This is a genomic window from Paenibacillus sp. DS2015 (assembly GCF_050433705.1).
Lineage (GTDB): Bacteria > Bacillota > Bacilli > Paenibacillales > Paenibacillaceae > Paenibacillus_AQ.
This window is the reverse complement of the sequence record NZ_JBNPWS010000018.1, coordinates 40,846-64,237: the sequence shown is the minus strand read 5'-3', so window position 1 is coordinate 64,237 and position 23,392 is coordinate 40,846. Positions and strand designations below refer to the sequence as shown.

The 23,392-nt window shown below is 40.5% G+C and carries 22 protein-coding genes; all 22 read right to left on the bottom strand.

The features are described 5' to 3' along the window. Window positions 1-24: 24 nt before the first annotated feature. A complete protein-coding gene (gene nusA, locus J2T13_RS16090) occupies window positions 25-1,122 on the bottom strand; it encodes a transcription termination factor NusA (protein WP_429373025.1) in 1,098 nt (365 codons plus the stop codon). 121 nt (window positions 1,123-1,243) lie between these two features. Continuing rightward, the gene (gene rimP, locus J2T13_RS16085; protein ID WP_429373023.1) at window positions 1,244-1,717 is read right to left on the bottom strand and encodes a ribosome maturation factor RimP; all 474 of its coding nucleotides are present in this window, start codon (window positions 1,715-1,717) and stop codon (window positions 1,244-1,246) included. A 198-nt stretch (window positions 1,718-1,915) separates the two neighbouring features. Beyond that, on the bottom strand, window positions 1,916-6,232 hold the full coding sequence (locus tag J2T13_RS16080) for a PolC-type DNA polymerase III (RefSeq protein ID WP_429373021.1): 4,317 nt from the start codon (window positions 6,230-6,232) through the stop codon (window positions 1,916-1,918). 132 nt (window positions 6,233-6,364) lie between these two features. Beyond that, window positions 6,365-7,813, bottom strand: coding sequence for a proline--tRNA ligase (gene proS / locus J2T13_RS16075; protein WP_429373019.1), 1,449 nt, complete (start codon window positions 7,811-7,813; stop codon window positions 6,365-6,367). A 64-nt stretch (window positions 7,814-7,877) separates the two neighbouring features. Then, entirely contained in the window at window positions 7,878-9,149 is a 1,272-nt protein-coding gene (gene rseP, locus J2T13_RS16070; RefSeq protein WP_429373017.1) for an RIP metalloprotease RseP, read from the bottom strand. A gap of 128 nt (window positions 9,150-9,277) precedes the next feature. Next, window positions 9,278-10,417, bottom strand: coding sequence for a 1-deoxy-D-xylulose-5-phosphate reductoisomerase (locus tag J2T13_RS16065; protein ID WP_429373015.1), 1,140 nt, complete (start codon window positions 10,415-10,417; stop codon window positions 9,278-9,280). A gap of 18 nt (window positions 10,418-10,435) precedes the next feature. Then, window positions 10,436-11,236, bottom strand: a complete 801-nt coding sequence (locus J2T13_RS16060; RefSeq protein WP_429373013.1) for a phosphatidate cytidylyltransferase — start codon at window positions 11,234-11,236, stop codon at window positions 10,436-10,438. Window positions 11,237-11,257: 21 nt separating this feature from the next. Beyond that, entirely contained in the window at window positions 11,258-12,025 is a 768-nt protein-coding gene (locus J2T13_RS16055; protein WP_429373011.1) for an isoprenyl transferase, read from the bottom strand. 113 nt (window positions 12,026-12,138) lie between these two features. After that, complete coding sequence (frr, locus tag J2T13_RS16050) at window positions 12,139-12,693, bottom strand: ribosome recycling factor (RefSeq protein ID WP_429373009.1); 555 nt, start codon at window positions 12,691-12,693, stop codon at window positions 12,139-12,141. 4 nt (window positions 12,694-12,697) lie between these two features. Beyond that, complete coding sequence (gene pyrH / locus J2T13_RS16045; RefSeq protein WP_429373008.1) at window positions 12,698-13,420, bottom strand: UMP kinase; 723 nt, start codon at window positions 13,418-13,420, stop codon at window positions 12,698-12,700. Between the two features lie 182 nt (window positions 13,421-13,602). After that, a complete protein-coding gene (tsf, locus tag J2T13_RS16040; protein WP_429373006.1) occupies window positions 13,603-14,253 on the bottom strand; it encodes a translation elongation factor Ts in 651 nt (216 codons plus the stop codon). Between the two features lie 204 nt (window positions 14,254-14,457). Next, complete coding sequence (gene rpsB / locus J2T13_RS16035) at window positions 14,458-15,156, bottom strand: 30S ribosomal protein S2 (protein ID WP_429373004.1); 699 nt, start codon at window positions 15,154-15,156, stop codon at window positions 14,458-14,460. Between the two features lie 216 nt (window positions 15,157-15,372). Continuing rightward, window positions 15,373-16,023: a hypothetical protein gene (locus J2T13_RS16030; RefSeq protein WP_429373002.1), complete on the bottom strand. Its 651-nt coding sequence runs from the start codon at window positions 16,021-16,023 to the stop codon at window positions 15,373-15,375. Then, entirely contained in the window at window positions 16,020-16,577 is a 558-nt protein-coding gene (locus J2T13_RS16025) for a hypothetical protein (protein WP_429373000.1), read from the bottom strand. Before J2T13_RS16025 ends, J2T13_RS16030 begins: the two co-directional genes overlap by 4 nt. A 42-nt stretch (window positions 16,578-16,619) precedes the next feature. Further along, on the bottom strand, window positions 16,620-16,937 hold the full coding sequence (locus J2T13_RS16020) for a hypothetical protein (RefSeq protein WP_429373101.1): 318 nt from the start codon (window positions 16,935-16,937) through the stop codon (window positions 16,620-16,622). A gap of 50 nt (window positions 16,938-16,987) precedes the next feature. Next, complete coding sequence (locus tag J2T13_RS16015; protein ID WP_429372998.1) at window positions 16,988-18,394, bottom strand: DUF342 domain-containing protein; 1,407 nt, start codon at window positions 18,392-18,394, stop codon at window positions 16,988-16,990. A gap of 62 nt (window positions 18,395-18,456) precedes the next feature. Next, the gene (locus J2T13_RS16010) at window positions 18,457-19,245 is read right to left on the bottom strand and encodes a FliA/WhiG family RNA polymerase sigma factor (protein WP_429372996.1); all 789 of its coding nucleotides are present in this window, start codon (window positions 19,243-19,245) and stop codon (window positions 18,457-18,459) included. Window positions 19,246-19,260: 15 nt separating this feature from the next. Then, window positions 19,261-19,677, bottom strand: a complete 417-nt coding sequence (locus J2T13_RS16005) for a hypothetical protein (protein ID WP_429372994.1) — start codon at window positions 19,675-19,677, stop codon at window positions 19,261-19,263. A gap of 2 nt (window positions 19,678-19,679) precedes the next feature. Continuing rightward, window positions 19,680-20,174, bottom strand: a complete 495-nt coding sequence (locus J2T13_RS16000; RefSeq protein ID WP_429372992.1) for a chemotaxis protein CheD — start codon at window positions 20,172-20,174, stop codon at window positions 19,680-19,682. Further along, window positions 20,167-20,793: a chemotaxis protein CheC gene (locus J2T13_RS15995; RefSeq protein ID WP_429372991.1), complete on the bottom strand. Its 627-nt coding sequence runs from the start codon at window positions 20,791-20,793 to the stop codon at window positions 20,167-20,169. The genes J2T13_RS16000 and J2T13_RS15995 overlap by 8 nt, the downstream gene beginning before the upstream one ends. A gap of 3 nt (window positions 20,794-20,796) precedes the next feature. Then, window positions 20,797-21,258, bottom strand: a complete 462-nt coding sequence (locus J2T13_RS15990) for a chemotaxis protein CheW (protein ID WP_429372989.1) — start codon at window positions 21,256-21,258, stop codon at window positions 20,797-20,799. 48 nt (window positions 21,259-21,306) lie between these two features. Then, window positions 21,307-23,358, bottom strand: a complete 2,052-nt coding sequence (locus J2T13_RS15985) for a chemotaxis protein CheW (protein ID WP_429372987.1) — start codon at window positions 23,356-23,358, stop codon at window positions 21,307-21,309. Window positions 23,359-23,392 lie beyond the last annotated feature (34 nt).

Sequence of the window (23,392 nt, the reverse complement as noted above, 5' to 3'; positions counted from 1 at the left end):
TACTACCTCCGTCCTGACTGGAGATTAATCGACAGAGATTGAATCTTGATGTGTTTCCTCAGCGTAAGTTTTAGGTCTACCAAATTCTTCTTCCGCCTGAGTTTCACTCTTAATATCGATCTTCCATCCAGTCAACTTCGCGGCTAGTCGAGCGTTTTGTCCCTTAATACCAATAGCTAGAGATAATTGATAGTCAGGCACAACAACACGAGCCATCTTCTCACTCTCAAACACATGGACTTCCAACACTTTAGAAGGACTAAGAGCATTAGCTACATACTCTTCCACTTGATCTGAATAGCGCACGATATCAATCTTTTCTCCACGCAGTTCGTTTACAATAGTCTGTACACGAACACCTTTAGGCCCTACACAAGAACCTACAGGATCCACTTCATCGTTACGTGAATAAACTGCAATTTTGGAACGGAATCCCGCTTCTCGTGCTACTGACCGAATTTCAACAACACCATCAAAAATTTCTGGAACTTCGAGTTCAAACAGACGTTTGAGAAGACCGGGATGTGTACGAGACAGCATGATTTGCGGTCCTTTAGTGGTGTTCTCAACTTTAGTGATATACGCTTTTGTCCGTTCACCGTGTTTGAATTTCTCATTTGGCATTAACTCGTTTAATGGTAAGAGTGCTTCCACTTTACCCAAGTCAACATACACGTTCCGCTGATCCTGACGTTGTACCGTTCCTGTGACAATATCTTCTTCTTTGTCTACAAAAGCGTTATAGATAAGTCCCCGTTCTGCTTCGCGTATACGTTGAGTCACTACCTGCTTCGCAGTCTGAGCTGCAATACGTCCGAAATCACGAGGTGTTACTTCAATTTCAGCAATATCCTCCAGCTGGAAATGTGGATTAATCTCCCGTGCTGCCGGTACTGAAATCTCTGTACGTGGATCAAGAACTTCTTCCACAATCAGCTTGCGGGCGTATACTTTTATTACCCCCGTATTGCGGTTCATATCAACTCTTACATTCTGCGCCGTATTAAAATTACGCTTGTAGCTCGAAATTAGCGCAGCCTCTATAGCTTCGAACAATACATCTTTACTAATTCCTTTTTCTCTTTCCAGTTCATTCATTGCTTCAATAAAATCCATACTCATTGGAATGTAGTTCCCCCTTTCTTAACAGTGCCAAGGATAGTCATTTTTAACTATGAGTTATCCTTCAGCACCATACATTTACGATGAAATACTAGACCTCTATTATATATATCTAATATTTTTAAAAAATAATGGCCAACCTAGCGCTGGCTACTTTATCATATGGAACACTATACTGCATTTTCTTTTGTTTCTTAGCGACTTCAATGAGAAGTACATCATCCTCAAACGAAATAAGCCGGCCTTCAAATTCCTTGAGACCGTCCAGCGCTTCGTATACAGTGACAAACACATCCTTGCCTACAGCCTTTAGCACATCAGTGTTTTTCTTCAGTGGGCGCTCTGCACCTGGGGAAGATACTTCAAGAAAATAAGCATCAGTTACAGGGTCATTTCCATCCAGTTTCTCGCTCATATATTCGCTAACTAAGCCGCAGTCATCAATATCAATGCCGCCTTCTTTATCAACAAAAATACGCAAGAAATAATTACTTCCTTCTTTTACATATTCCACATCGACAAGTTCGAACGCATGTTCATCCAAAAATGGCTGTATCATTTCTTCCACGATACTTTTTATCTTCGGTGTGCTCAAAGACTATAACCTCCAAGACTTTCAATATCCTATATACCAAAGAGTAAAGAGTGGGTTGCCCCACTCTTTAAACAACGGTTCTATCTCCATGATTACCAATAAAAATTATAACATAGTCTGCCAACACTGACAAGTATCTGTCCTTGACTACCCTTGACCTATAAGGGCTCTAGAACCTCCACGTAGCTACTTTATTTTCTAGAATAAAGAAAGCTGATTGCTCTCAGGAAGACCTCTGAAGCACCCTAATTGGGTTAATACTTCGACAATTGCTTTACCAGTCTTGGATTTTTGTTGGAAATCCTCAATGGACAAATATTCTCCATCTTTACGAGCAGCCACTATATTTCGAGCTGCATTATCTCCAATGCCTTGAATGGCTGCAAATGGCGGGATTAATGAATCTCCATCCACTATAAAACTTGTAGCCTCGGAACGATATAGATCAACATTATTGAATCGAAAGCCACGTGCTGTCATTTCAAGTGCCATTTCTAGAATAGCCAACATACCCTTTTCTTTAGTCGTTGCCTGGAAACCTTTTTGCTCAATTTCTTGGATTTGACGATAAATAGCATCATATCCCTGACAGAAAATATCAGCGTCGAAATCCTCAGCACGGACTGTAAAGTAAGTTGAATAATATTCAATCGGATAATTTAATTTAAAATAAGCAGTACGAACAGCTGAGATGACATAAGCCGCAGCATGCGCCTTCGGGAACATGTATTGTATCTTAAGACAAGAATCAATATACCAAGTTGGAACTTTACATTTTTTCATCTCATCGATCCACTCCGGAGATAGCCCTTTACCTTTCCGAACGCTCTCCGTGATGGTAAATGCAAGCCCTGCATCCATACCGGCTTTATAAATCAAGTAGAGCATAATGTCATCGCGACAGCCAATAACCGTTTTAATATTACAAGTACCGCTTTTAATTAATTCTTGTGCATTCCCGAGCCATACACCCGTTCCATGTGATAATCCTGATATTTGAAGTAAGTCCGCAAACGTCGTTGGCAGTGCTTCAATCAACATCTGACGTACAAACTTAGTTCCCATCTCAGGTATCCCATAAGTGGCCACTGGGGTTCTTATCTGCTGGGGCGTAACACCAAGTGCATCTGTGGAGCTGAACAAACTCATTACTTTAGCGTCGTTCATAGGAATGGTTGTCGGGTCTACACCCGTTAGATCTTGTAGCATCCGCATCATGGTCGGGTCATCATGACCTAGAATATCTAACTTCAATAAGTTAGCATCAAAGGCATGGTAATCAAAGTGAGTTGTTTTCCACTCCGAACTCTGATCATCCGCTGGGTATTGAATTGGCGTGATATCTTCAATTTCCATATAGTCAGGAAGAACTACAATCCCCCCTGGATGCTGCCCTGTACTTCTTTTAACGCCTGTAAATCCAGCCGCAAGCCGACTTAGTTCTGCTCCACGCCAATGCTTCTGATGTTCTTCTTCGTACTTTTTGGTATAGCCAAATGCTGTCTTCTCTGCGATGGTACCAATTGTACCTGCCCGGAATACATTATCTGGCCCAAAGAGTACCTTCGTATAATTATGGGCTGTTGGCTGATATTCACCAGAGAAGTTAAGGTCAATATCGGGAACTTTATCACCCTTAAATCCAAGAAAAGTTTCGAATGGAATATCCTGACCCTCACCTTTCAGTAATCCTCCACAATCAGGACAGGTCTTATCAGGTAAATCAAATCCACTAGGCACACTACCATCAAGAAACCACTCGCTATGTCTGCATTCTTCATTTTTACAAATATAATGGGCAGGCAATGGATTTACTTCAGAGATTCCTAGAAAAGTAGCCACCACTGATGACCCTACTGACCCCCGTGAGCCTACTAGATAACCATCCTGATTGGATTTCTTAACTAAACGTTCAGAGATGAGATAGTTGGCAGAGAAACCAAATTTAATAATGGGTGCTAATTCCTTCTCTAATCGTGCAATCACCACTTCCGGTAAATCTTCGCCATAAATACTCTTCGCTGTTTCATAACAGGTATTACGAATTTCTTCGTCAGCGCCTTCCATCATCGGTGTATATAACTTATCCGGGAACAGTTGAATCTCTTCAAATCGTTCTGCTAGTGCAACAGTGTTAGTGACCACAACCTCTGTAGCTTTGCTCTTCCCAAGAAACTCAAACTCTTCAAGCATTTCATCCGTTGTACGTAAATGAGCATCAGGCTTACGAATATCTTTCAGTGGGCTAAAGCCGGTAATTCCATTGATTGCAATATCACGAAACAGCTTCTCTCGTGGTTCTAAGTAATGGACATTTCCCGTTGCAATGACTGGTTTATCTAACTTTTCCCCAATTTCACATATCCTTTTCACAGCGGTCTTCAACTCTAGTGCACTGTTTACAAGTCCTTTTTCCACCAAATGCATGTACATCGTTAATGGTTGAATTTCTAAGATATCGTAGAATTGAGCCACGTCTTCTGCCTCTTCTACAGACTTGTTCAATACCGCTTCGAATAATTCGCCCTTTTCGCACCCAGAAATAATAAGCAGTCCTTCGCGAATTTCTTCTAACTTAGATCTAGGTATGCTCGGAACCCGCTTGAAATATTCCGTATGTGACATAGAGATAAGTTTAAATAAGTTTTTCTTACCTGTCATATTAAGCGCATATATGCAGCAATGAAAGGGTCTGGCATTAGATAGATCCTTACCCACATAGTCGTTAAGACGATCTAACATCGTGATCCCTTTCATTTTATCAGCATCAACAAGTAAACCATTCAATATACCTACTAACGCAATCGTATCATCTATCGCTCTATGATGGCTTTCAAGCAGAACCTTGTATTTAGACGCCAATGTGTTAAGACGATGATTCTTCATTCCTGGGTATAACAGACGTGCAAGCTCTAATGTATCCAGAACAGGGTTCGTCATTTCAGACATTCCATATTCCTTCAGAGATGCTTGGATGAACCCTACATCAAATCTAGCGTTATGGGCGACTAGAATGCCATCCTCAGCAAACTTCACAAATTCATGTAGAACTGGCTCAAGATCTGGCGCGTCTTTGACCATCTCATCTGTAATGTTTGTAAGCTGTTGGATATGGTATGGAATCTTCTCATGTGGATTCACAAAGGTAGCGTAACGATCGATCTCTTTACCCTCTTTTATTTTGACAGCTGCCAACTCTGTAATTTTACTATGGGTCACCGATAGACCTGTGGTCTCGATATCAAATACGATAAAGGTCGCTGTCTTGAGGTCTATCGCCTGTGGTTGAAGTACAATCGGAATAGCATCATTAATAACATTCGCTTCTACGCCATAAATCATCTTTAGCCCGTTCTTTTTAGCAGCTTTGGCTGCATCTGGGAAACTTTGAACCCCACCATGATCCGTAAGGGCAATTGCTGTGTGTCCCCATTTTGCTGCTGTTTTGACATATTCACCAATAGGTGTTATTGCATCCATCGTACTCATGGTTGTGTGTAAATGGAACTCTACCCTCTTCACAGGTGCATTATCCTTGCGGGTTGGAGGTGCTTGTACTTCATTCAAATCTGAAGGAATCATAACCAGTTCCGGTATCTGCATGAAGCGGTCTAGTTCCACCCGTCCCCGTGCTTTTACCCACTTCCCATTCTCAAGCAGATTCATAACCCGTAGATCTTCCTTGGTCTTAGCAAACATCTTCATTTGCATGGAGTCACCAAAATCTGTGATATTAAACATGAATAAAGTACTGCCGTTACGCAGTTCCTTCCGGTCAAGGCCAAATACAGTTCCTTGAATTGTAATCTTCTTTTCTTCGTCTTGAATTTCCTGAATCGGAACTGGAGGTTCCTTGATGTCATAACCCACTTGAAGTCTAACGTCCCCTGCATCTTCATCATAACTTTGAGCTTCTGCTTCCATGCTACTAATCATGTTCTGAACAACTTCGCGTTCTTCTTCAAGTCGCTTCTGTTGGAATTCCTTCTGAACTTCTTTTGCCGAATCTCCAATGAGAAGTTTAACTCGTAAGGGTAGTGCAAAGTGCTGTACATAGTAACGTGTAATGGCCTGATCTATTTGTTTCTTCTTCGCTAATTCCAACGTCATGGCATCTGTCATTTTTAATAACAATTGATCCCCGTCTAATTCGTGTAAGGCTCTCACCATCCACCCATTTACCGAAGGAACTTCACGTTGCACCCACTCTATAAATAAATCCCAATACGTATCCACAATGTCAGCTGCAGGAACCTTATCAATATACTTTATAATAAAACTGATTTTGGCAATATGCTGCATTTTCTCTTGAATTTTGAGACAGAATGCTCGATATACCTCACCCGGAATGAGTGTTTCTTTGATGATACTAATGACCCACTCTTGACTACTCCGACTAATTTCTACTTGTTCAATATATCCGTCCATGAAATGAGATTGTATAAGTGCGGGTGGAACTTGACCTTGTTTCATAAGAAGTTCGAATCTCTTTCTCTTCTCTTCCTCGTTACTCATCTTTACTCCCCCTTACTTCCAAGCTTCAAAAAAATGAAAAGCTCCCGTCTACAAAAATGTTCTCGATCTCTTGCCCACCGACTCATTTCTGCCCAGAAGCTCTCCATCATTTATCTGTATTGCATCATTTATTTAGTAAGCTCTGGCAAAAACTACCGTGTGCTCTGCTGGCTTCCCACATACAAGACAAGTATGCTTTTGTTCGGCAGGCTCAAAAGGAATATTACGACTCGTTGCACCCGTTTCTTCCTTCACCTTGCTCTCACATTCTTCCGTACCACACCATCCAGCTAGAGAGAAACCACGACGCTCTTCCATACTTGCCTTCATATCTTCCAAAGTATCAACAGAATAGAAGTTATCCTGCATAAATTGTTTGGCACGGCTCAGCATTTCTTGTTGTACTTGCTCTAACATTGCATTGATTTCTTCGACTATGTTATCTTGCTGAACTATTTTCTTCTCCCCAGTAATACGGGAAACTAAGACACAGACACCATTCTCCATGTCACGAGGACCTAGCTCTAATCTCACAGGAACGCCGCGCATTTCATATTCATTGAACTTCCAGCCCGGTGTTACATCACTGCGGTCATCTACACGAACGCGCACCCCAGCCTTCTTCAGTTCTTTAAACAATTCATCTGTACGTTCTATAACTGCATCTCGAGTCTTTGCAGGTCCAATAGGAATCATAATAACTTGGGTTGGCGCTACTTTGGGAGGTAAAGCAAGACCCCGATCATCCCCATGAACCATAATCATAGCACCGATCAAGCGAGTACTCGTTCCCCATGAGGTCGTGTGTACATATTCTTGTACGTTCTCACGACTTAAGTATTGAATATCAAAAGCTACAGCGAACTTCGTTCCTAAATAATGAGAAGTCCCAGCTTGTACGGCCCGTCCATCCTTCATCATTGCTTCAATAGAGAACGTATCTACTGCACCTGCAAAACGTTCTGAAGGTGTCTTCTGTCCCGTGATCACTGGAATGGCAAGAAACTCTTCCGCAAAGTCACGGTAAACTTCAAGCATACGCATCGTTTCAGTCCGAGCTTCTTCTTCCGTCTCATGTGCCGTATGACCTTCCTGCCAAAGGAATTCACTTGTTCGAAGAAACGGTAATGTTCTCTTCTCCCAACGAACTACGTTTGCCCATTGATTAATCAATACAGGCAGATCACGATAGGATTGAATCCATTTGGAATACATATGACCAAACATCGTCTCAGACGTTGGACGAATGGCTAAACGTTCTTCTAACTTCTCACCAGCTGCTTCGGTAACCCAAGGCAACTCTGGATTAAAGCCTTCAATATGGTCCTTTTCTTTTTGAAAAAAGCTCTCTGGTATAAACAAAGGGAAATAGGCATTTCTATGACCCGTCTCTTTGAACCGCCGATCTAACTCTTGTTGAATGTGTTCCCAGATTTCATATCCATCCGGACGGAATATAATACAACCCCGTACTGGCGAATAATCCATTAATTCAGCCTTCTTAATAACATCAATATACCAGCGTGAGAAATCTTCACCTTGTGGTGTGATTTCTGTTACAAACTGTTTATCTTTTGACATAAAAATGGATTTCCTCCCAAGACTTGGTCCCATATTTCACACATAGAACCTATCAATATTTCCGTTAGCCATTAATTAATCTTAATATATCGTTATACGTTACAGCTATCATAAGTAAGAATAACATCGCAAATCCGATGAAATGAACCATACCTTCGCGATTAGGATCAATAGGTTTACCACGCACCCATTCTATACCGAGAAAAGCAAGACGGCTTCCGTCTAGTGCAGGAATGGGCAGTAAGTTAAATATCCCTAAGTATAGACTTAATATTGCAGCCCAATTTGTTAGCTGAACAATTCCCTGCTTAGCAATCTGTCCTGTCACTTCAAAAGTCCGTACGGGCCCTCCTATATCATCCATTGAGAACTTAGCAATCAATTGGCTAAATCCTTCAAATATCATTTCGGTAGTCGTGACCATCCTTTTACCTGATTCGGTAATCGTTTCTCCAAAAGAAGCGTTACGCGACGGAAGTTCAAGCGTAATGCCTACTTTCCCGCCTTCCTGTCCAGCCATTTCACGTGGAGTAAGAGTCACATTAAAGGTCTCATCATCACGGGTAATCGTCCATTCCATAGGTTTACCCTTGGATTCGAATGTCATATCCACCATTTTCTGACGGTCCGCACCAATGGCATCCCCATTAATCGACTCTACGATATCTCCCTTTTGCAATTTAGCTTCTTCAGCAGGCATGCCCTTAGATACTTCCGCAATTTGCACATACTGAGGATTTTCTATAGGTATTCCAGCCATCTGAATGTATATTGCAAATAGAATAAATGCTAGCAAAAAATTCATTAGTGGTCCTGCAAAAATAGCTAGCGCACGTTGTCCAATAGTTTTACTACCAAATTGACGATTTTTAGGTGCAATTTGTGTCTCTTGCCCCTTAGTTACCATCATGGCTTGTGGATGTACCTTATAAGATTGATGATCTCCATCCACATTCAATTGGAGTGTTAACGCTTGGTCCAAATCAATAGATTCCACTTCACCACGGATCACGTTCTTCCGATTATCAAGCTGATCCAAATATATCTTCTTGGCTTCCCCATTGACAATTCTAATGGCAATTGTCTGTCCTGGATTAATCTCAACAAGCTCAGGATCTTCCCCAGCCATACGTGCATACCCACCAAAGGGCAACAATCGCAACGTAAACTGTGTTTCGTTACGTTTATAAGAAAACAGTTTTGGACCGAAACCGATCGCAAATTCACGAACTAGAATTCCAGCACGTTTTGCGAAATAATAATGGCCCCACTCATGAACCGTAACTATCAAGAAAAACATAAACACGGTTAAAAATACAATCTGCACCATTTCCAATCGTCGCATCCCCCTTTATTGTCTAAGATCGAAGTATGTCCATATAGATTATCATTATTCTCCGACCCAACACAAGAGAATCACTTCTGAAGCATTTTTTATAAAAAGAGGAGTCTAATGGTGTTTAATCATAACTTCAAAGCTAATTCACGTGAACGAAGATCACATTCTTCGATAACATTAATATCAGGTACGGAACTGTTGATATGCTGTTCGAGCACACCTTCAATAATCTGCTCTATTTGTAAGAACGATATATCCCGGTTCAAGAACCGCGACACCGCTACTTCATTCGCAGCATTAAAAGCTGTTGTTGCCGTGCCTCCCATTCTACCACACTCGTAAGCTAATCTTAAACAAGGAAATCTTTCTAAATCCATCTCCTTAAATTGAAGGCTTCCAACTTGTGTTAGTGACAATCTGGTTGAAGGGGAAGGCCAACGCTCAGGATAAGTTAGCGCATATTGAATCGGAACACGCATATCTGGATTCCCAAGCTGAGCAATAATTGAACTATCACAATATTCAACATATGAATGAATGATACTTTCTGGATGAAGTAGCACATTAATTTGATCATATGACAGATTAAAAAGCCAATGTGCTTCTATCACTTCAAGCCCTTTATTAACCATCGTAGCGGAGTCAATTGTAATTTTAGATCCCATAGACCAATTTGGATGCTTCAGAGCGTCTTCTACGGTGACATGTTCTAGCTCTTCTCGGCTCAAATTCCGAAAGGAACCCCCAGAGGCCGTTATTGTGATACCTGTAACATCTTCTCTACGTTCTCCATTCATACATTGAAAAATAGCAGAATGCTCACTATCAACGGGAAGCAGTTTCACTCCTTTTTGATGAGCAAGCGATGTGACCAGATGACCTGCAGTCACTAACGTTTCTTTGTTAGCAAGTCCAATATGTTTTCCTGCCTCAATAGCAGCTAGAGTTGATCGCAATCCCACACTGCCCATAACTGCTGTCACAACCGTATCCGCATCTGTGCCGGCTGCAACTTCTATTAAGCCCTCACTACCATAAAACACTTCCGTTGTTGCAGGAAGATGGGGTCTGATTCGGTCGGCTAAATCCTTCGTAGATACCGATACTTTACGAGGCTTATATTGACTGACTTGCTGCAATAACAATTCAGTATTATTTCCTGCTGCCAATCCCTCAACTTGAAACTGTTCTGGATGCATAGACACCACGTCAAGGGTCTGGGTTCCGATAGATCCAGTGGAACCCAGAATACTAATTTTTTTCATAATGCACCTACTCTCGTGTTAGTAAGGTAATAACATCACGATATGTACAAATGGAAAAACAATAATCCAACTATCGCAGCGATCCAGAATCCCACCATGCCCTGGGAGTAACTTACCTGAATCTTTAATATCATATACTCTCTTATAGGCAGACTGTACTAGGTCACCTAATTGACCAATAACAGCACAGGTTAACCCAATAAGTACAGCTCTTCCTATACTCAATATATCTCCTGGTAAAACAGAGAAAATGATAGCTACAATAATAGCAACCAGAACTCCACCAAGCGCTCCTTCGATGGTTTTGTTAGGACTAATGGAAGGCCATAGTTTGTTGCGCCCGAACATTTTCCCTAAAAAATATGCTCCTGAGTCGCTTGCCCATATACAGGAAAGAATAAGAAAAGTCCAGAAAAGTCCATGATCATCAGGTGAATTCCGCGACCCAGCAATATAAGAAAAACCGATTCCTACATAAAGGGCACCTATAAATAATAATGAAATATGTTTAATTCCGATTTTATTTCTACTGAACACAGTGATCAACATGAACAAGAACATCAGCAACCATATTCCATGCTCTAGCGTTGGTGTATAAGTGATATGTAAAAGTTTCCATGGAAACATGAACATCAACACGCCTAAGTAACCCACGAGGGCTACTATGCTGAAGGGCTTAATTTTAACCATTTTTATAAATTCATAATAGCCTATAAAAGACATAGCCAGAATAAGGAGATGAAATGGAAAGCCACCCAATAAACAAAATCCTAAGAAAACAATTCCAGCAATGATTCCGGTAATTAGTCGTTGTTTCAACGGTTCCATCCTCCATTTGAGTTATGACAGGCCGCCGTATCGCCGAGTTCTACGCTGATATTCAGCAACCGCTTCGTGCAAATGTTGTTTATTAAACTCAGGCCAGTATATATCAGTGAAGCATAGTTCACTATAGGCTAGTTGCCAGAGCATGAAATTGCTAAGTCGCATCTCTCCACTTGTTCGAATCAGCAGATCCGGATCTGGTATTCCTTGTGAATGCAGGTGATCATCAATCCACCCCGTGGTAATCTCATCTGCCTTCATTCGTCCTGCCTCAATTTCGTGGCCCATGTGTGACACACAATCAGTCAGTTCCTTACGACTACCGTAATTTAGCGCAAAATTCAACACAAGTCCATCATTCTCCGAAGTAAGCTTCATAGCTTTCTCCATAGCAAGCAACGTATGTTTTGGCAAACCTTCTTTGTCACCCATCATACGAATCTGAACATTTTTCTGTATTAATTCGTCTAACTCTATAGCTAGAAATTCTTGTGGAAGCCTCATCAAGAAATCAACTTCATCTTTAGGGCGTTTCCAATTTTCAGTTGAAAATGCATATAAAGTCAAATATTTAATTCCGAGATCGTCTGCTGCAATCGTAGCACGTTTTACAGCTTTCATTCCATTCTGATGTCCAACAATACGAGGTAAACCGAGCCGTTTCGCCCAGCGCCCATTACCATCCATGATGATCGCGACATGCCGAGGAATATTGTCCGCGGATATGTCCATTGGTTTCAGAGTATCTTTCTTTCTCCACCACGACCTTATTCGTTTGATCATTCCATTTCCTCCAAGCCACATTGTGCAGGTTGAAACAGCTACGCCAATCACTATGGACACCGTTTCTATTAGAAAGAGACAAACCCCACCATAAAGGAGGGGCTATACGTCTCTTATACTTCCGTGATCTCTTTTTCTTTTGCCGAGAGAACTTTGTCTACTTCTCCGATAAACTTGTCCGTGAGTTTCTGAATGTCCTCTTGGTGTCTATGGGATTCATCTTCGGAAATATCGGTTTTTTCCATTTTTTTAATTTCATCATTTGCATCTCGACGAATATTACGAATCGCAACTTTTCCCTCTTCACCTAACTTTTTGGTTGATTTGACTAATTCTCCACGACGCTCTTCTGTTAGAACGGGAATTGTTAATCTAATCATGGATCCATCATTAGAAGGCGTAAGTCCAAGATCCGATTTGGAGATGGCTCTTTCAATTTCTGACAAAGATGATTTGTCCCACGGCTGAATCATTAAAGTACGTGAGTCAGGTGTAGTAATGTTAGCTAATTGATTGAGTGGTGTGGGTGCTCCGTAATATTCCACTTGAATTCGATCAAGTATTGCAGGTGTTGCTCGTCCTGCTCGTAGTGACGAAAGATCACGTTTTAACGAAAGAATTGCCTTTTCCATACGTTCTTCAGTATGTTTTTTTACGGTTTGTGGCATCAGTCTACGCTCCCTTTACAATAGTTCCGATTTTGTCCCCTAGAACAACACGTTTAACGTTTCCTTCTACTGTTAAAGCGAACACGATAAGCGGGATGTTATTGTCCATGCACAAGGATGTTGCAGTAGAATCCATTACACCTAAGTTTTTGTTCAATACATCCAAATAAGACAATTGCTCGAATTTCACTGCTGTACTATCTATGAAAGGATCCGCTGAATATACGCCATCCACTTTGTTCTTAGCCATTAGAATAACTTCCGCTTCAATTTCTGCTGCTCGTAATGCAGCTGTTGTATCCGTCGAGAAGAACGGATTACCTGTACCTGCAGCGAAAATAACGACGCGACCCTTTTCTAAATGGCGTATGGCTCTACGCCGGATATATGGTTCTGCAATTTGTTGCATAGCTATGGAAGTCTGTACGCGTGTAGGCACATCGATTTGTTCCAATGCATCCTGTAACGCAAGCGAATTCATTACCGTTGCCAGCATACCCATATAATCGGCTGTTGCACGATCGATACCTTTAGCGCTTCCAGCAATCCCACGCCAGATGTTACCACCACCACATACGATGGCTACCTCAACGCCAAGCTCTACCACTTCTTTAATCTGTTCTGCAATAGAAACTATGGTATCGGCATCAATACCGTATCCATTTTGACCCGCGAGTGATTCACCACTGACCTTCAAGACAACTCTTTTAAATACAGGCTGCTCCAATATTCTACCTCCGCTTTTAAGACAGCACCTCTATAGGCGGTGCCAAGTTATAAAAATTACACAAACATCCAAGAAATATAAGAAAACATGGGATGACACGCTATACTTTCTTATATTTTAAAAAAGAAGGAACACACTGTGTTCCACTCTTCTTTATAACTTATTATAGTCGTATTTACACTTTATTTATTAACTTGCGCCATAACTTCTTCTACGAAATTATCTTGCTTCTTTTCCAAACCTTCTCCAAGTTCAAAACGAGCAAAGCGACGAATGGTAATATTCTCACCAATTGTGCTGATTTTTTCTTTCAACAAAGTGCTAATTGTTTTATCAGGATCTTTGATGAAAGATTGTTCCATAAGACAGAACTCTTCATAGTATTTACTGATACGACCTTCAACCATTTTTTCAACAATCTTCTCAGGTTTGCCTTCATTCAAAGCTTGAGCCTTCAAGATTTCTTTTTCTTTCTCAATTGCATCAGATGGTACTTCTTCACGACGTACATAAAGAGGATTAGTTGCTGCAATATGCATAGCGATATCACGAGCAAATTCCTTGAACTGATCTGTCTTACCTACGAAATCTGTTTCACAGTTGATTTCTACAAGAACGCCAATTTTCCCGCCTGCGTGAATATATGATTCCACAGTACCTTCAGTAGCTGTACGTCCCGCTTTGTTGGCAGCAGCTGCCAATCCTTTTTCGCGAAGCAATACGATTGCTTTGTCCAAATCACCATTAGCTTCTTCAAGTGCTTTTTTACAATCCAACATACCTGCGCCTGTTTTTTCACGAATCTCTTTAACTGCACTAGCATTAACTGCCATTGAATGTTCCTCCAAAATAGGTTTATTTAGTATCATAATCTTAAATACAAGAGTAAACGCAGACGTTTACCGATGATAGACTAGAAAATGTACACTATAACGTAGCAAGATTATCTTATGTCTTTAAAAAAAGGGTAGTGAGAGGTTATCCACCTGCCAACCACCCTTTTCATTTAATTCATATGTGAAATACTTAACCCAAGATTAAGCAGTTTCTTCTTCACCTTGATGAGCTTCAACAATAGCATCAGCCATTTTACCAGTTAAAAGTTTAACGGCACGAATAGCATCGTCGTTACCAGGAATAACGTAATCAATTTCGTCTGGATCACAGTTAGTATCTACGATACCCACGATTGGAATACCCAATTTGCGAGCTTCTGCAACTGCAATACGTTCTTTGCGAGGATCAATAATGAACAAAGCACTAGGTAGGCCCTTCATGTTCTTGATTCCGCCCAAGAATTTCTCAAGACGATCTTTTTCTTTGCGAAGAAGGATAACTTCTTTTTTAGGTAGGACGCCAAATGTGCCGTCTTCTTCCCATTTTTCAAGTTCCTTCAGACGGAAGATCCGTTTTTGGATTGTTTCAAAGTTTGTCAAAGTTCCGCCGAGCCAGCGTTGGTTAATGTAGAACATACCACAACGTTCAGCTTCTTCTTTCACAGAATCTTGAGCTTGCTTCTTAGTACCTACGAAAAGAATAGTACCATTGTCAGCAGAGACGCTTTTAATGAAATTATAAGCTTCTTCTACCTTTTTAACCGTTTTTTGCAAATCAATGATGTAAATACCGTTTCTTTCTGTGAAGATATAACGATCCATTTTTGGATTCCAGCGGCGGGTCTGATGACCGAAATGTACCCCTGCTTCCAAAAGTTGCTTCATGGATATTACTCCCATTGTAAAGCACCTCCTAATTGGTTTTTGTGTCCTCCGCCAACCGTCATTTTCCATCAGGACTTTCAACAGAAAGCACCCCTGTTAGAATCACTTGGCGTGTGTTTTTAACACCGTCATTTAATATAACATAACTGAATGATGTATGCAATCTATTTTTCGAGAATTTTAGCTCCATCCTTCTTTTATAACGACGAAAACCGCCACTAGACTAAAAACTTAGCGTGACGGTTTCATTGTAATTTTGGCTATAATCGAATTATTGGTTTCTTCATCTGAAAAGGTATAGTAACCTTCCCTTAATAGCCGATTAACTCTCTGTGCGTTTGCTTCCTTAATAAATTGTTCTGAATTCGAGATAACGCCAGCCTTCTTCAATCCCTCTGCAATCTCAGTCAGATTGTTACCTTCCCTGATCCTATACGAAATACCTTCAGAAGATTTAGGCTTAACCGTAGTTGTCGGGGTTGAAGCCGTTGATTCACTCGGGGCATTCGGAGTCTTAATCGTTGAATTCTTCGTATTATTGTCATCATTATCACTCTTAGCAGGTGTAACAGGCTTTTCTGGATTTGACGGTTCTTCTGCAGGTAAGCTTTGCTTAGGTTCTTCTGTAGAACCTCCCTGTAGTTCACCACTCTTCTCCACCATAACCTCTGTCCATTCCGCTTCTGTTAATAGTTCCTCCGATGAATCTACAACTTTAAGATCCAATGCTTCCGCTTGTTCCTCAATCTGCTCTTTAGTCAATGGCGTAGTAGGTTTATCATTCGGTACTAAGTCTTCTGCTTTGCCCATAAGTGCCAATAACAGAGCGCCAATCACAAGACCTGCCCCAAGACCCGTCATAAAAAAACGATCTTTGATCACATCGCTGCCTCCTGTTTCGCTAGTTGAAGAATAAGTTGTATTTCTCCAGGCTGAAGCCCTACTATCTTAGCAATACTATCGATAGACTTCCCTTGGTCATGTAATTCGAATACTTCCGAATAACGATGCTTGATCGTATTAACTGGTTCTTTTGACGTATCGAGTAAATCTAGCGGTTTCTCATCGGCGTCTACGTTTGCGCTTAATATTTCGAGATCATCATTTAATGATTTGTTCTCAGATACAGAAATACGATTATCGTATTCAATTAAATGTTGTTCAACTTTAATTAGCTGTTTCTTCATCTCAGTCAGTTGTTCTTCAAGAGTAGACTGCTTCACAGAAGAGTCTTTTTTCATTTGAGCAACTAACTCAACTAGTGCATCATTTTCCGTTTCTATATCAGCCATATACTGTTCTAATGTTGCCTCTACTTCTTTTACTACACGATCTGATGCAGACTTGTCCACCTGAGATGCTGGCTTCTTAGGCAACATCAAAGCATAAACGAATGCCGCAGCCCCTAACAGTACGATAATTAGCCATGGTTCCAAAAGACTCAAGTCTCCTTTACGTTCCTATCATTTAATCATTAATTATAAAGACAGATCAATGTGGTGCCCCTTAAAAGGATGCTCTGCCGGATGTTTTTCTGATTCTTGTGCTTGCGCTTGTTCTTGTTGCATTTGTGTCTGTCCGTCTTTCATGGAAGAATGCTGCTTCCCTTCCTCACGAATGGATGAATTTGTCGTTTCATCTACGCCATTACTTCGCTGGCTCATTTCGCGGCTTTCCTTTATATTCTGTGCAGCCAATTGAACTTGGTCTTGTACCGGCCTCTGAAGTAACTCGTTTTGTATTCTCCCTGCTTCTTGGGTTCTCGGCACTGCAATTTGCAATTCCACCGATTTCATACTCACGATAGACACCTCTTCCTATAAGACTTTAACATTGGCTTCGTTGGTTATATGAAAGGAACCATACTGATATCGCCTTCAGAATAATAAAAGGAAACACGTTCCGAAGTGTCTTTCACATAGCGGGTATATCTCCCAATGACAATTTTGGAGCCCCCGTAAATCGTTTTTTCAATATCTACTCTGGCTCTCCCCGTATCCTCCAACATTTTCTCAATCTCTAGAATACGTTCCTTAATTTCAGCATTCTCTCGAAGGTAGGAGCTCTGCGTTGCCTTGAGTTTAATTCTCATACTAAGTTTATCCGTCGTTAATTGTCCAGTAGCAGCCAATTGATCTAACATGTTTAGACCTTTACCCGTCTTCTCCATATTGTCTGTAAGAACCTTTAATTGATTACGAAGATCTACTAGCTCATTCCTAAGTTCAGGCAAGACGCCTACTTCAATAATGGTCACTGTAGACATCGTATTACCTATCGTCCTTGCGACCGCTTTCTCACCTGCTTGTATGGTACCACCCACAATGAGCCCCTTTGTACCTTTACAAATAACATTTTTTCCAGCTCTTATATTTGAATGCATAATACTTTGAGAGACGAGCACATCTTCTCCTGCTATGACATTTCCATCCTGTATAAAGGAACTCTTAACGTTATGACCTGCCTTCACATAACCTTTGTGATAGCCTATAATGCCACTTGTAATCTCTATAGACCCCTCAGCTTCGAGTTCAGCACCCTCTACTCCACCTATTACCCGGATGTCTCCTGCGGCCTTGATCCTAAATCCACTTAGCACATTACCACGGATAACTACAGTTCCTACAAAATCAATGTTTCCTGTACTGTAATCTACATCGCCGTTAATTTCATATATTGGAAATACATTAATTTTATTTTTATCAGTTGTTGTAATCATACCATCAATTGCCGCATACATCGCTGTTTGTTCGGCATTAATCAGAACATTTTTGCCTGATTTGAAATACACTTCTTTTCCCGGTTTAAAGGCGATTTCTTCATTCTGTACGGATATTCCATTCTTCCCCGGTTCCGCTAATTTACGCTGTGCAATTAACTGCCCTTTGCGTACATTATTCAGACTAATAATTTCCTTATAATCTACATCCCCATTTTCATTTTCTACGGGCCGGCGAGTCTTAGCTTCTTCAATTTTAAATGAAAATTCAATAGAACCATCTGTTCCATGAATAGGTGGTACACCAATTGCAATTGGGGTCTTAGTATATTGATATTCTCCTGGGTGGTTCGCAATACGATCTATCATGTGATATTCAATGCCATATTGAATTTTATGATTACGGATAAATTTTTCAAGCTCTTCTGGGGTGAATTTATTATCATCTAGGCTAGAGAACTGAAGGTATGCCATTGTTTTATCCTCAGAGATCGTAACATTCAAATATTTATCCAATGCTGCATGCTCAGCCAAGCTTACTCCCCCTTATTTCGAGTTTACAAATTCACGAAGCATTCTCACAACGTACGCTTGCCTTAATCGTTTTGTAATAATAAATCTCTATTCTTCTCTAACGTTCCTCTTAACCTCAAAATAGCTTTAGAATGTAGCTGAGAAATTCGCGATGGAGAAAGCGACATAACCTCAGCAATTTCACTTAGTGATAGATCTTCATAATATAAAAGTGAAACAACAATTCGTTCCTTCTCAGTTAGCTTTTCAATTCCCTTAACTAAACACTCCTGCATATAGAACTCGTTGATCTTATAATCAGGGTTTCTAGCCTTATCATCTATTAACATACTCAACCGAGTCTCTGATTCTTCTTCACGGATAGGGTCTTCCAAGGAACATAACGTCATAACAGCAACTTCCTGCAGCATTTGTTGATATTCTTTCTCAGAAACTTCTAAATATTGACTCATTTCAGTGTCACTAACAGAGCGCAAATATCTTTGCTCAAGTTGTTGGTATGCCTCTTCTATCTTCTTGGACTTCTCTCTCACGGAACGAGGGACCCAGTCTCCTTGGCGTAATGAATCAAGAATAGCACCCCTGACACGCCATGAACCGTAGGTTTCAAATTGAAGCCCACGTTTATAATCAAATTTATCAATAGCATCAATTAAACCCATAACTCCATTGCTCGCCAAATCATCTTTTGATACATTTTTAGGAAGACCAATAGCCAAGCGACTAGAAACATACTCTACAATGTGAAGGTGATTTTCAATCAGTTTCTTTTTCGCTTCGGTATTCCCATGCTCTTTCCATTCTTCCCAGAGTTCAATATGATTCAATTGAGTTACCTTCTGCTCGTTCAATAGCTTTCGCCCTCCTTATTCTTCTGTCAGGTGACGAACGGCCTTGACCAATTGTTCAGGATCTTGGGTAGAAACCAACTTAGGTGGAGTTAGAGGTGTAAATCCATTATCATCTCGATCCAGTTCTTCAGACGTTGATTTCAAAAGATCTATTCCCCCATCACTGTCAGCGGGTAGTGTCAAGTCAAACCGTGTTCCGCGCTCTTCGTGCGGTTCTAGTGAATCACCATCATGCCATGTATCTTTAGAAGAACTAGAGCCTATAACACCCAATACCCATCTTCCCACATATCCAAGCGCAAACCATATAAGGAATGCAAGTAAACCTCTAGTGAAACTCGTCATCCAAAGATTATTTACAGATGAAGAAAGTAAAGTCACAGCAAAACCAACAAAACCTATCAATAAACTAAATCGTATATATCTATTCATCGCTACAATTCCTTTGCGCCCATTTGTACACTTCTTATGAACAGTACTCCCGTACTACATTCAAGTTCAATAGTACGACCATAATTACCACCTGAATCTTCAGCTAAGAGTGGAATACCTAGTTCCAACAACTTAGCCTTACATGATTCAGTATTTCTGGGCCCAATTCTCATCGTGTCACTCTTCCCAGCAAAAGCAAACATTTGCGAACCACCAGCTATTTTAGCTACTAAACGTGATTTTGAGGCTCCCATTGCCAGCAATCTAGCTAATAATTCAGGTATTGCTGTATCTGCATATTTAGCAATATTAAGTTGACCCTCACGAGCAATGTCAGATGAAGGAAGCATAACATGCGCCATTCCTGCGACTTTAAGTGAAGGATCATAGAGAGTGACACCTACACAAGATCCTAGACCTGTAGTACGTATAAGGCCAGATTCACTAATAACATTTAAATCTGCCATTCCTACTTTTACAATTTTTTGCTCAATCATTCTCGAGAGGCACTCCTAGAGATTCGAATATTTTAGCAAACGATTCAGGATCTGGAATTAGAAAGAACTGCCCCTCTATTTCCTGCGTTCCTTCTAAAAATTTGGTATCAATCAGTAATGCGTCGTCTCCCATCTCGCCGTACTGCAAGAGGCCATAGCTTAAAATAGCCCCTGCCATATCAATGGCTAGGGATGGAACTGTTGGCGACATAGATAATTTCGTAAAATCAGCAAGCGAAGATAAATACGACCCTGCAAGAATGTTCCCTATTTCACTCAGAGCTGATATTTCCATTTCATTAAAAGAATCATTTTGTCCGACATCGATGCCCTTGAGACGTCTTAATAGATTTTTAGCTGCTTCCGGATTTAAGATGAAAAACAAGTTTCCAGGAGCTTCTCCTTCAACTCTAAGGAATATAGCAACAACGATCTGCTCTGCTCCGCCTACGATATCTGCTACAAGTTCAAAAGGTAGGATTTCCACTTTGGGAACGTCCATATCGATTGGCTTATCCAGCAGTCGAGAGAGCGCAGTAGCAGCGTTTCCTGCTCCTATGTTACCCACTTCCTTCAGCACGTCCATTTTGAATTCTTTAAAATACCTAAAGGCATCCATAACTTATTCCTCTATACTTTCAAGTTGAATAATCTCATTCTTATTCAGTACCTCAACTAGATCTAACATGATTAAAAGACGCTCATCACTGATCTTAGCTACACCTTGCAAATATTTGGCCTTAATACCTCCAACAACTTCAGGTGGAGACTCAATTTGCCCACTATTCAGATCAATGACGTCATTAGCTGAATCAACAATGAACCCTACTTCCATATCGTTAACCACAACAATAATGATCCGTGTATTCTCTGTATGTTCTGCTTCCTTTAGACCGAACCGTCCTCGTAAGTCAATGATAGGAATTACAATTCCGCGTAAATTCACAACACCTTTGACAAATGAAAATGTTTTAGGCACTCGAGTTATAGGTAACATACGTTCAATGGTCTGAACTTTATCTACCTCAATACCGTATTCTTCTTCTCCCAATTTAAACACGATTACCTTGATATCTTCTTCCATCTCAACAACCTCCTAATTGATTGCAACTCTATGTCGATTCCATTTTAATTACTTAATAAATGCATTTGGATCGAGAATTAGAGCAACCTGTCCATCTCCAAGAATCGTAGCACCCGTGAAACCTTGGATTTGTGGTAAATACTCACCCAATGACTTTAGGACAATTTCACTTTGCCCAATAAACTCATCAATAGCTAGCGCAGCAAGTCGTTCTCCTTTACGAATAACAATAATTTCAGTCTCTTTTTCTTGTGACTCATCAAAATCAGGTATTGCGAACAAACGACTTAAAGATATAAGTGGAATATGAGAACCTCGGAATTCTATCATCTTGTTACCATGAACCGTTCGAATCTGATTATTCTGAATAATCGCAGTCTCAACGATAGATGACAATGGGATTGCATACTTTTCCGATCCCATTTTGACAAGCATTGCAGCAATAATCGATAGAGTTAAAGGTAACTGTACAGAGAAATTAGTCCCTTTACCTGGAGTTGAAATAATGGTTACATGTCCACCAAGTGATGTAATTTTTGATTTCACTACATCTAGACCTACTCCACGTCCTGAAACGTCTGAAATTTTCTCTGCCGTACTAAATCCTGGAGCGAAGAGCAGTTGGAATACTTCCTCATCTGACATACTCGCAGCTTGTGCCTCAGACACAACACCTTTTTTGAAAGCTGATTTAAGTACGTTCTCTCGATAGATTCCACGTCCATCTTCTTCAATTTCAATAAATACATGATTCCCACTATGATAAGCCCGTAGGTTTACGATACCCACTTCTGATTTCCCTGCGGCTAATCGATCTGCAATAGGTTCAATTCCATGGTCCACTGCATTACGAATCAAGTGAACCAGTGGATCTCCAATCTCATCAATTACAGTACGATCAAGCTCCGTATCTGCTCCTGTGATGATTAAGTCGATCTTTTTATCCAATGATTTGGCTAGATCACGCACCATACGTGGAAAACGGTTAAATACGGTATCTACTGGAACCATTCGAAGCTTCAAGACTATATTCTGTAAATCAGAGCTAACTCGGCTCATATGCTCTACTGTCTCAGTTAAAGCTGTATTATGAGCCTCACTTGCCAACTGTTCCAAGCGCACACGATCAATCAATAACTCACTAAATAAATTCATGAGAACATCTAAACGTTCAATATCGACTCGTATGGTTCGGGATGGTGTACCTACACTTGCTTTGGTAGCTTCCTTCACGATTGGCGAAGCAGGTGAAACCGGTTTAGATTCAATAGAAACTAATTCAGAAGTAACTGCCACCTCTGCTTTACCAGCACTCATCTCAGTCATAAGTTTCAGTGACTCTTGATCCATTTGAATCACTTTTACTTTATCCATTTCGGATAAGTTCAGAATCTTTTGTTCCAATTCTTGTGGATCCTCTTGTGTTATGTAATAAAGTGAAATTCCTTTTTCAAATTCTCCTTGCTCAATATCTTGAACAGAAGGATTTGACTTAATAATCTCACCCGATCTTTCTAATAGGTCAAAAGCCATATAGGCACGTACAGCTTTTAACTGACAATCTTCCCGAATAAACATTTCAATATAGAGAACACGATGGCCTTCTACAATAGATTGATCAAGAACAGAATACTGGTATTCATCCAGCTGGACATCAAGATGAGTCGTAACAGCACTAGCTTCAGGCTCGCTGATAGCAGGCTTAGTTGTAGATAAGTTTTCTCCTCGAACAATGGCTTGAAGTGAACTTACTATGGTCGATACATCTGCTTTACCCGTACCTCCATCTGTAATGTCCTGAACCATAGATTCCAGAGCATCCAAACTTTTAAAAAGCGTATCAAATATAAAATCCTGCATCGCCAACTTTTCGTTGCGTACCAAATCCAGAACGTTCTCCATTTGGTGGGTCAGTGAGGCAAGATCCTCATACCCCATTGTTGCTGCCATTCCCTTAAGTGTATGTGCTGATCTAAAAATAACTTGGACAATACTCAGATCACTTGGGTTAGCTTCTAATTCAAGCATTTTTTCGTTGAGAGACTGTAGATGATCATTCGATTCATCTATAAACATGGATAGGTATTGGTTCATATCCATTAGGGATACACCTCCTTCATAAGTTCACGAAACG

Excerpts from the sequence above, each read along its gene's own strand:
- nusA (WP_429373025.1), bottom strand. The coding sequence starts at position 1,122 with ATGAGTATGGATTTTATTGAAGCAATGAATGAACTGGAAAGAGAAAAA.
- J2T13_RS16080 (WP_429373021.1), bottom strand. The coding sequence starts at position 6,232 with ATGAGTAACGAGGAAGAGAAGAGAAAGAGATTCGAACTTCTTATGAAA.
- proS (WP_429373019.1), bottom strand. The coding sequence starts at position 7,813 with ATGTCAAAAGATAAACAGTTTGTAACAGAAATCACACCACAAGGTGAA.
- J2T13_RS16065 (WP_429373015.1), bottom strand. The coding sequence starts at position 10,417 with ATGAAAAAAATTAGTATTCTGGGTTCCACTGGATCTATCGGAACCCAG.
- J2T13_RS16055 (WP_429373011.1), bottom strand. The coding sequence starts at position 12,025 with ATGATCAAACGAATAAGGTCGTGGTGGAGAAAGAAAGATACTCTGAAA.
- frr (WP_429373009.1), bottom strand. The coding sequence starts at position 12,693 with ATGCCACAAACCGTAAAAAAACATACTGAAGAACGTATGGAAAAGGCA.
- tsf (WP_429373006.1), bottom strand. The coding sequence starts at position 14,253 with ATGGCAGTTAATGCTAGTGCAGTTAAAGAGATTCGTGAAAAAACAGGC.
- rpsB (WP_429373004.1), bottom strand. The coding sequence starts at position 15,156 with ATGGGAGTAATATCCATGAAGCAACTTTTGGAAGCAGGGGTACATTTC.
- J2T13_RS16020 (WP_429373101.1), bottom strand. The coding sequence starts at position 16,937 with ATGAAATCGGTGGAATTGCAAATTGCAGTGCCGAGAACCCAAGAAGCA.
- J2T13_RS16005 (WP_429372994.1), bottom strand. The coding sequence starts at position 19,677 with ATGAATAGATATATACGATTTAGTTTATTGATAGGTTTTGTTGGTTTT.
- J2T13_RS16000 (WP_429372992.1), bottom strand. The coding sequence starts at position 20,174 with ATGATTGAGCAAAAAATTGTAAAAGTAGGAATGGCAGATTTAAATGTT.
- J2T13_RS15995 (WP_429372991.1), bottom strand. The coding sequence starts at position 20,793 with ATGGATGCCTTTAGGTATTTTAAAGAATTCAAAATGGACGTGCTGAAG.
- J2T13_RS15990 (WP_429372989.1), bottom strand. The coding sequence starts at position 21,258 with ATGGAAGAAGATATCAAGGTAATCGTGTTTAAATTGGGAGAAGAAGAA.
- J2T13_RS15985 (WP_429372987.1), bottom strand. The coding sequence starts at position 23,358 with ATGGATATGAACCAATACCTATCCATGTTTATAGATGAATCGAATGAT.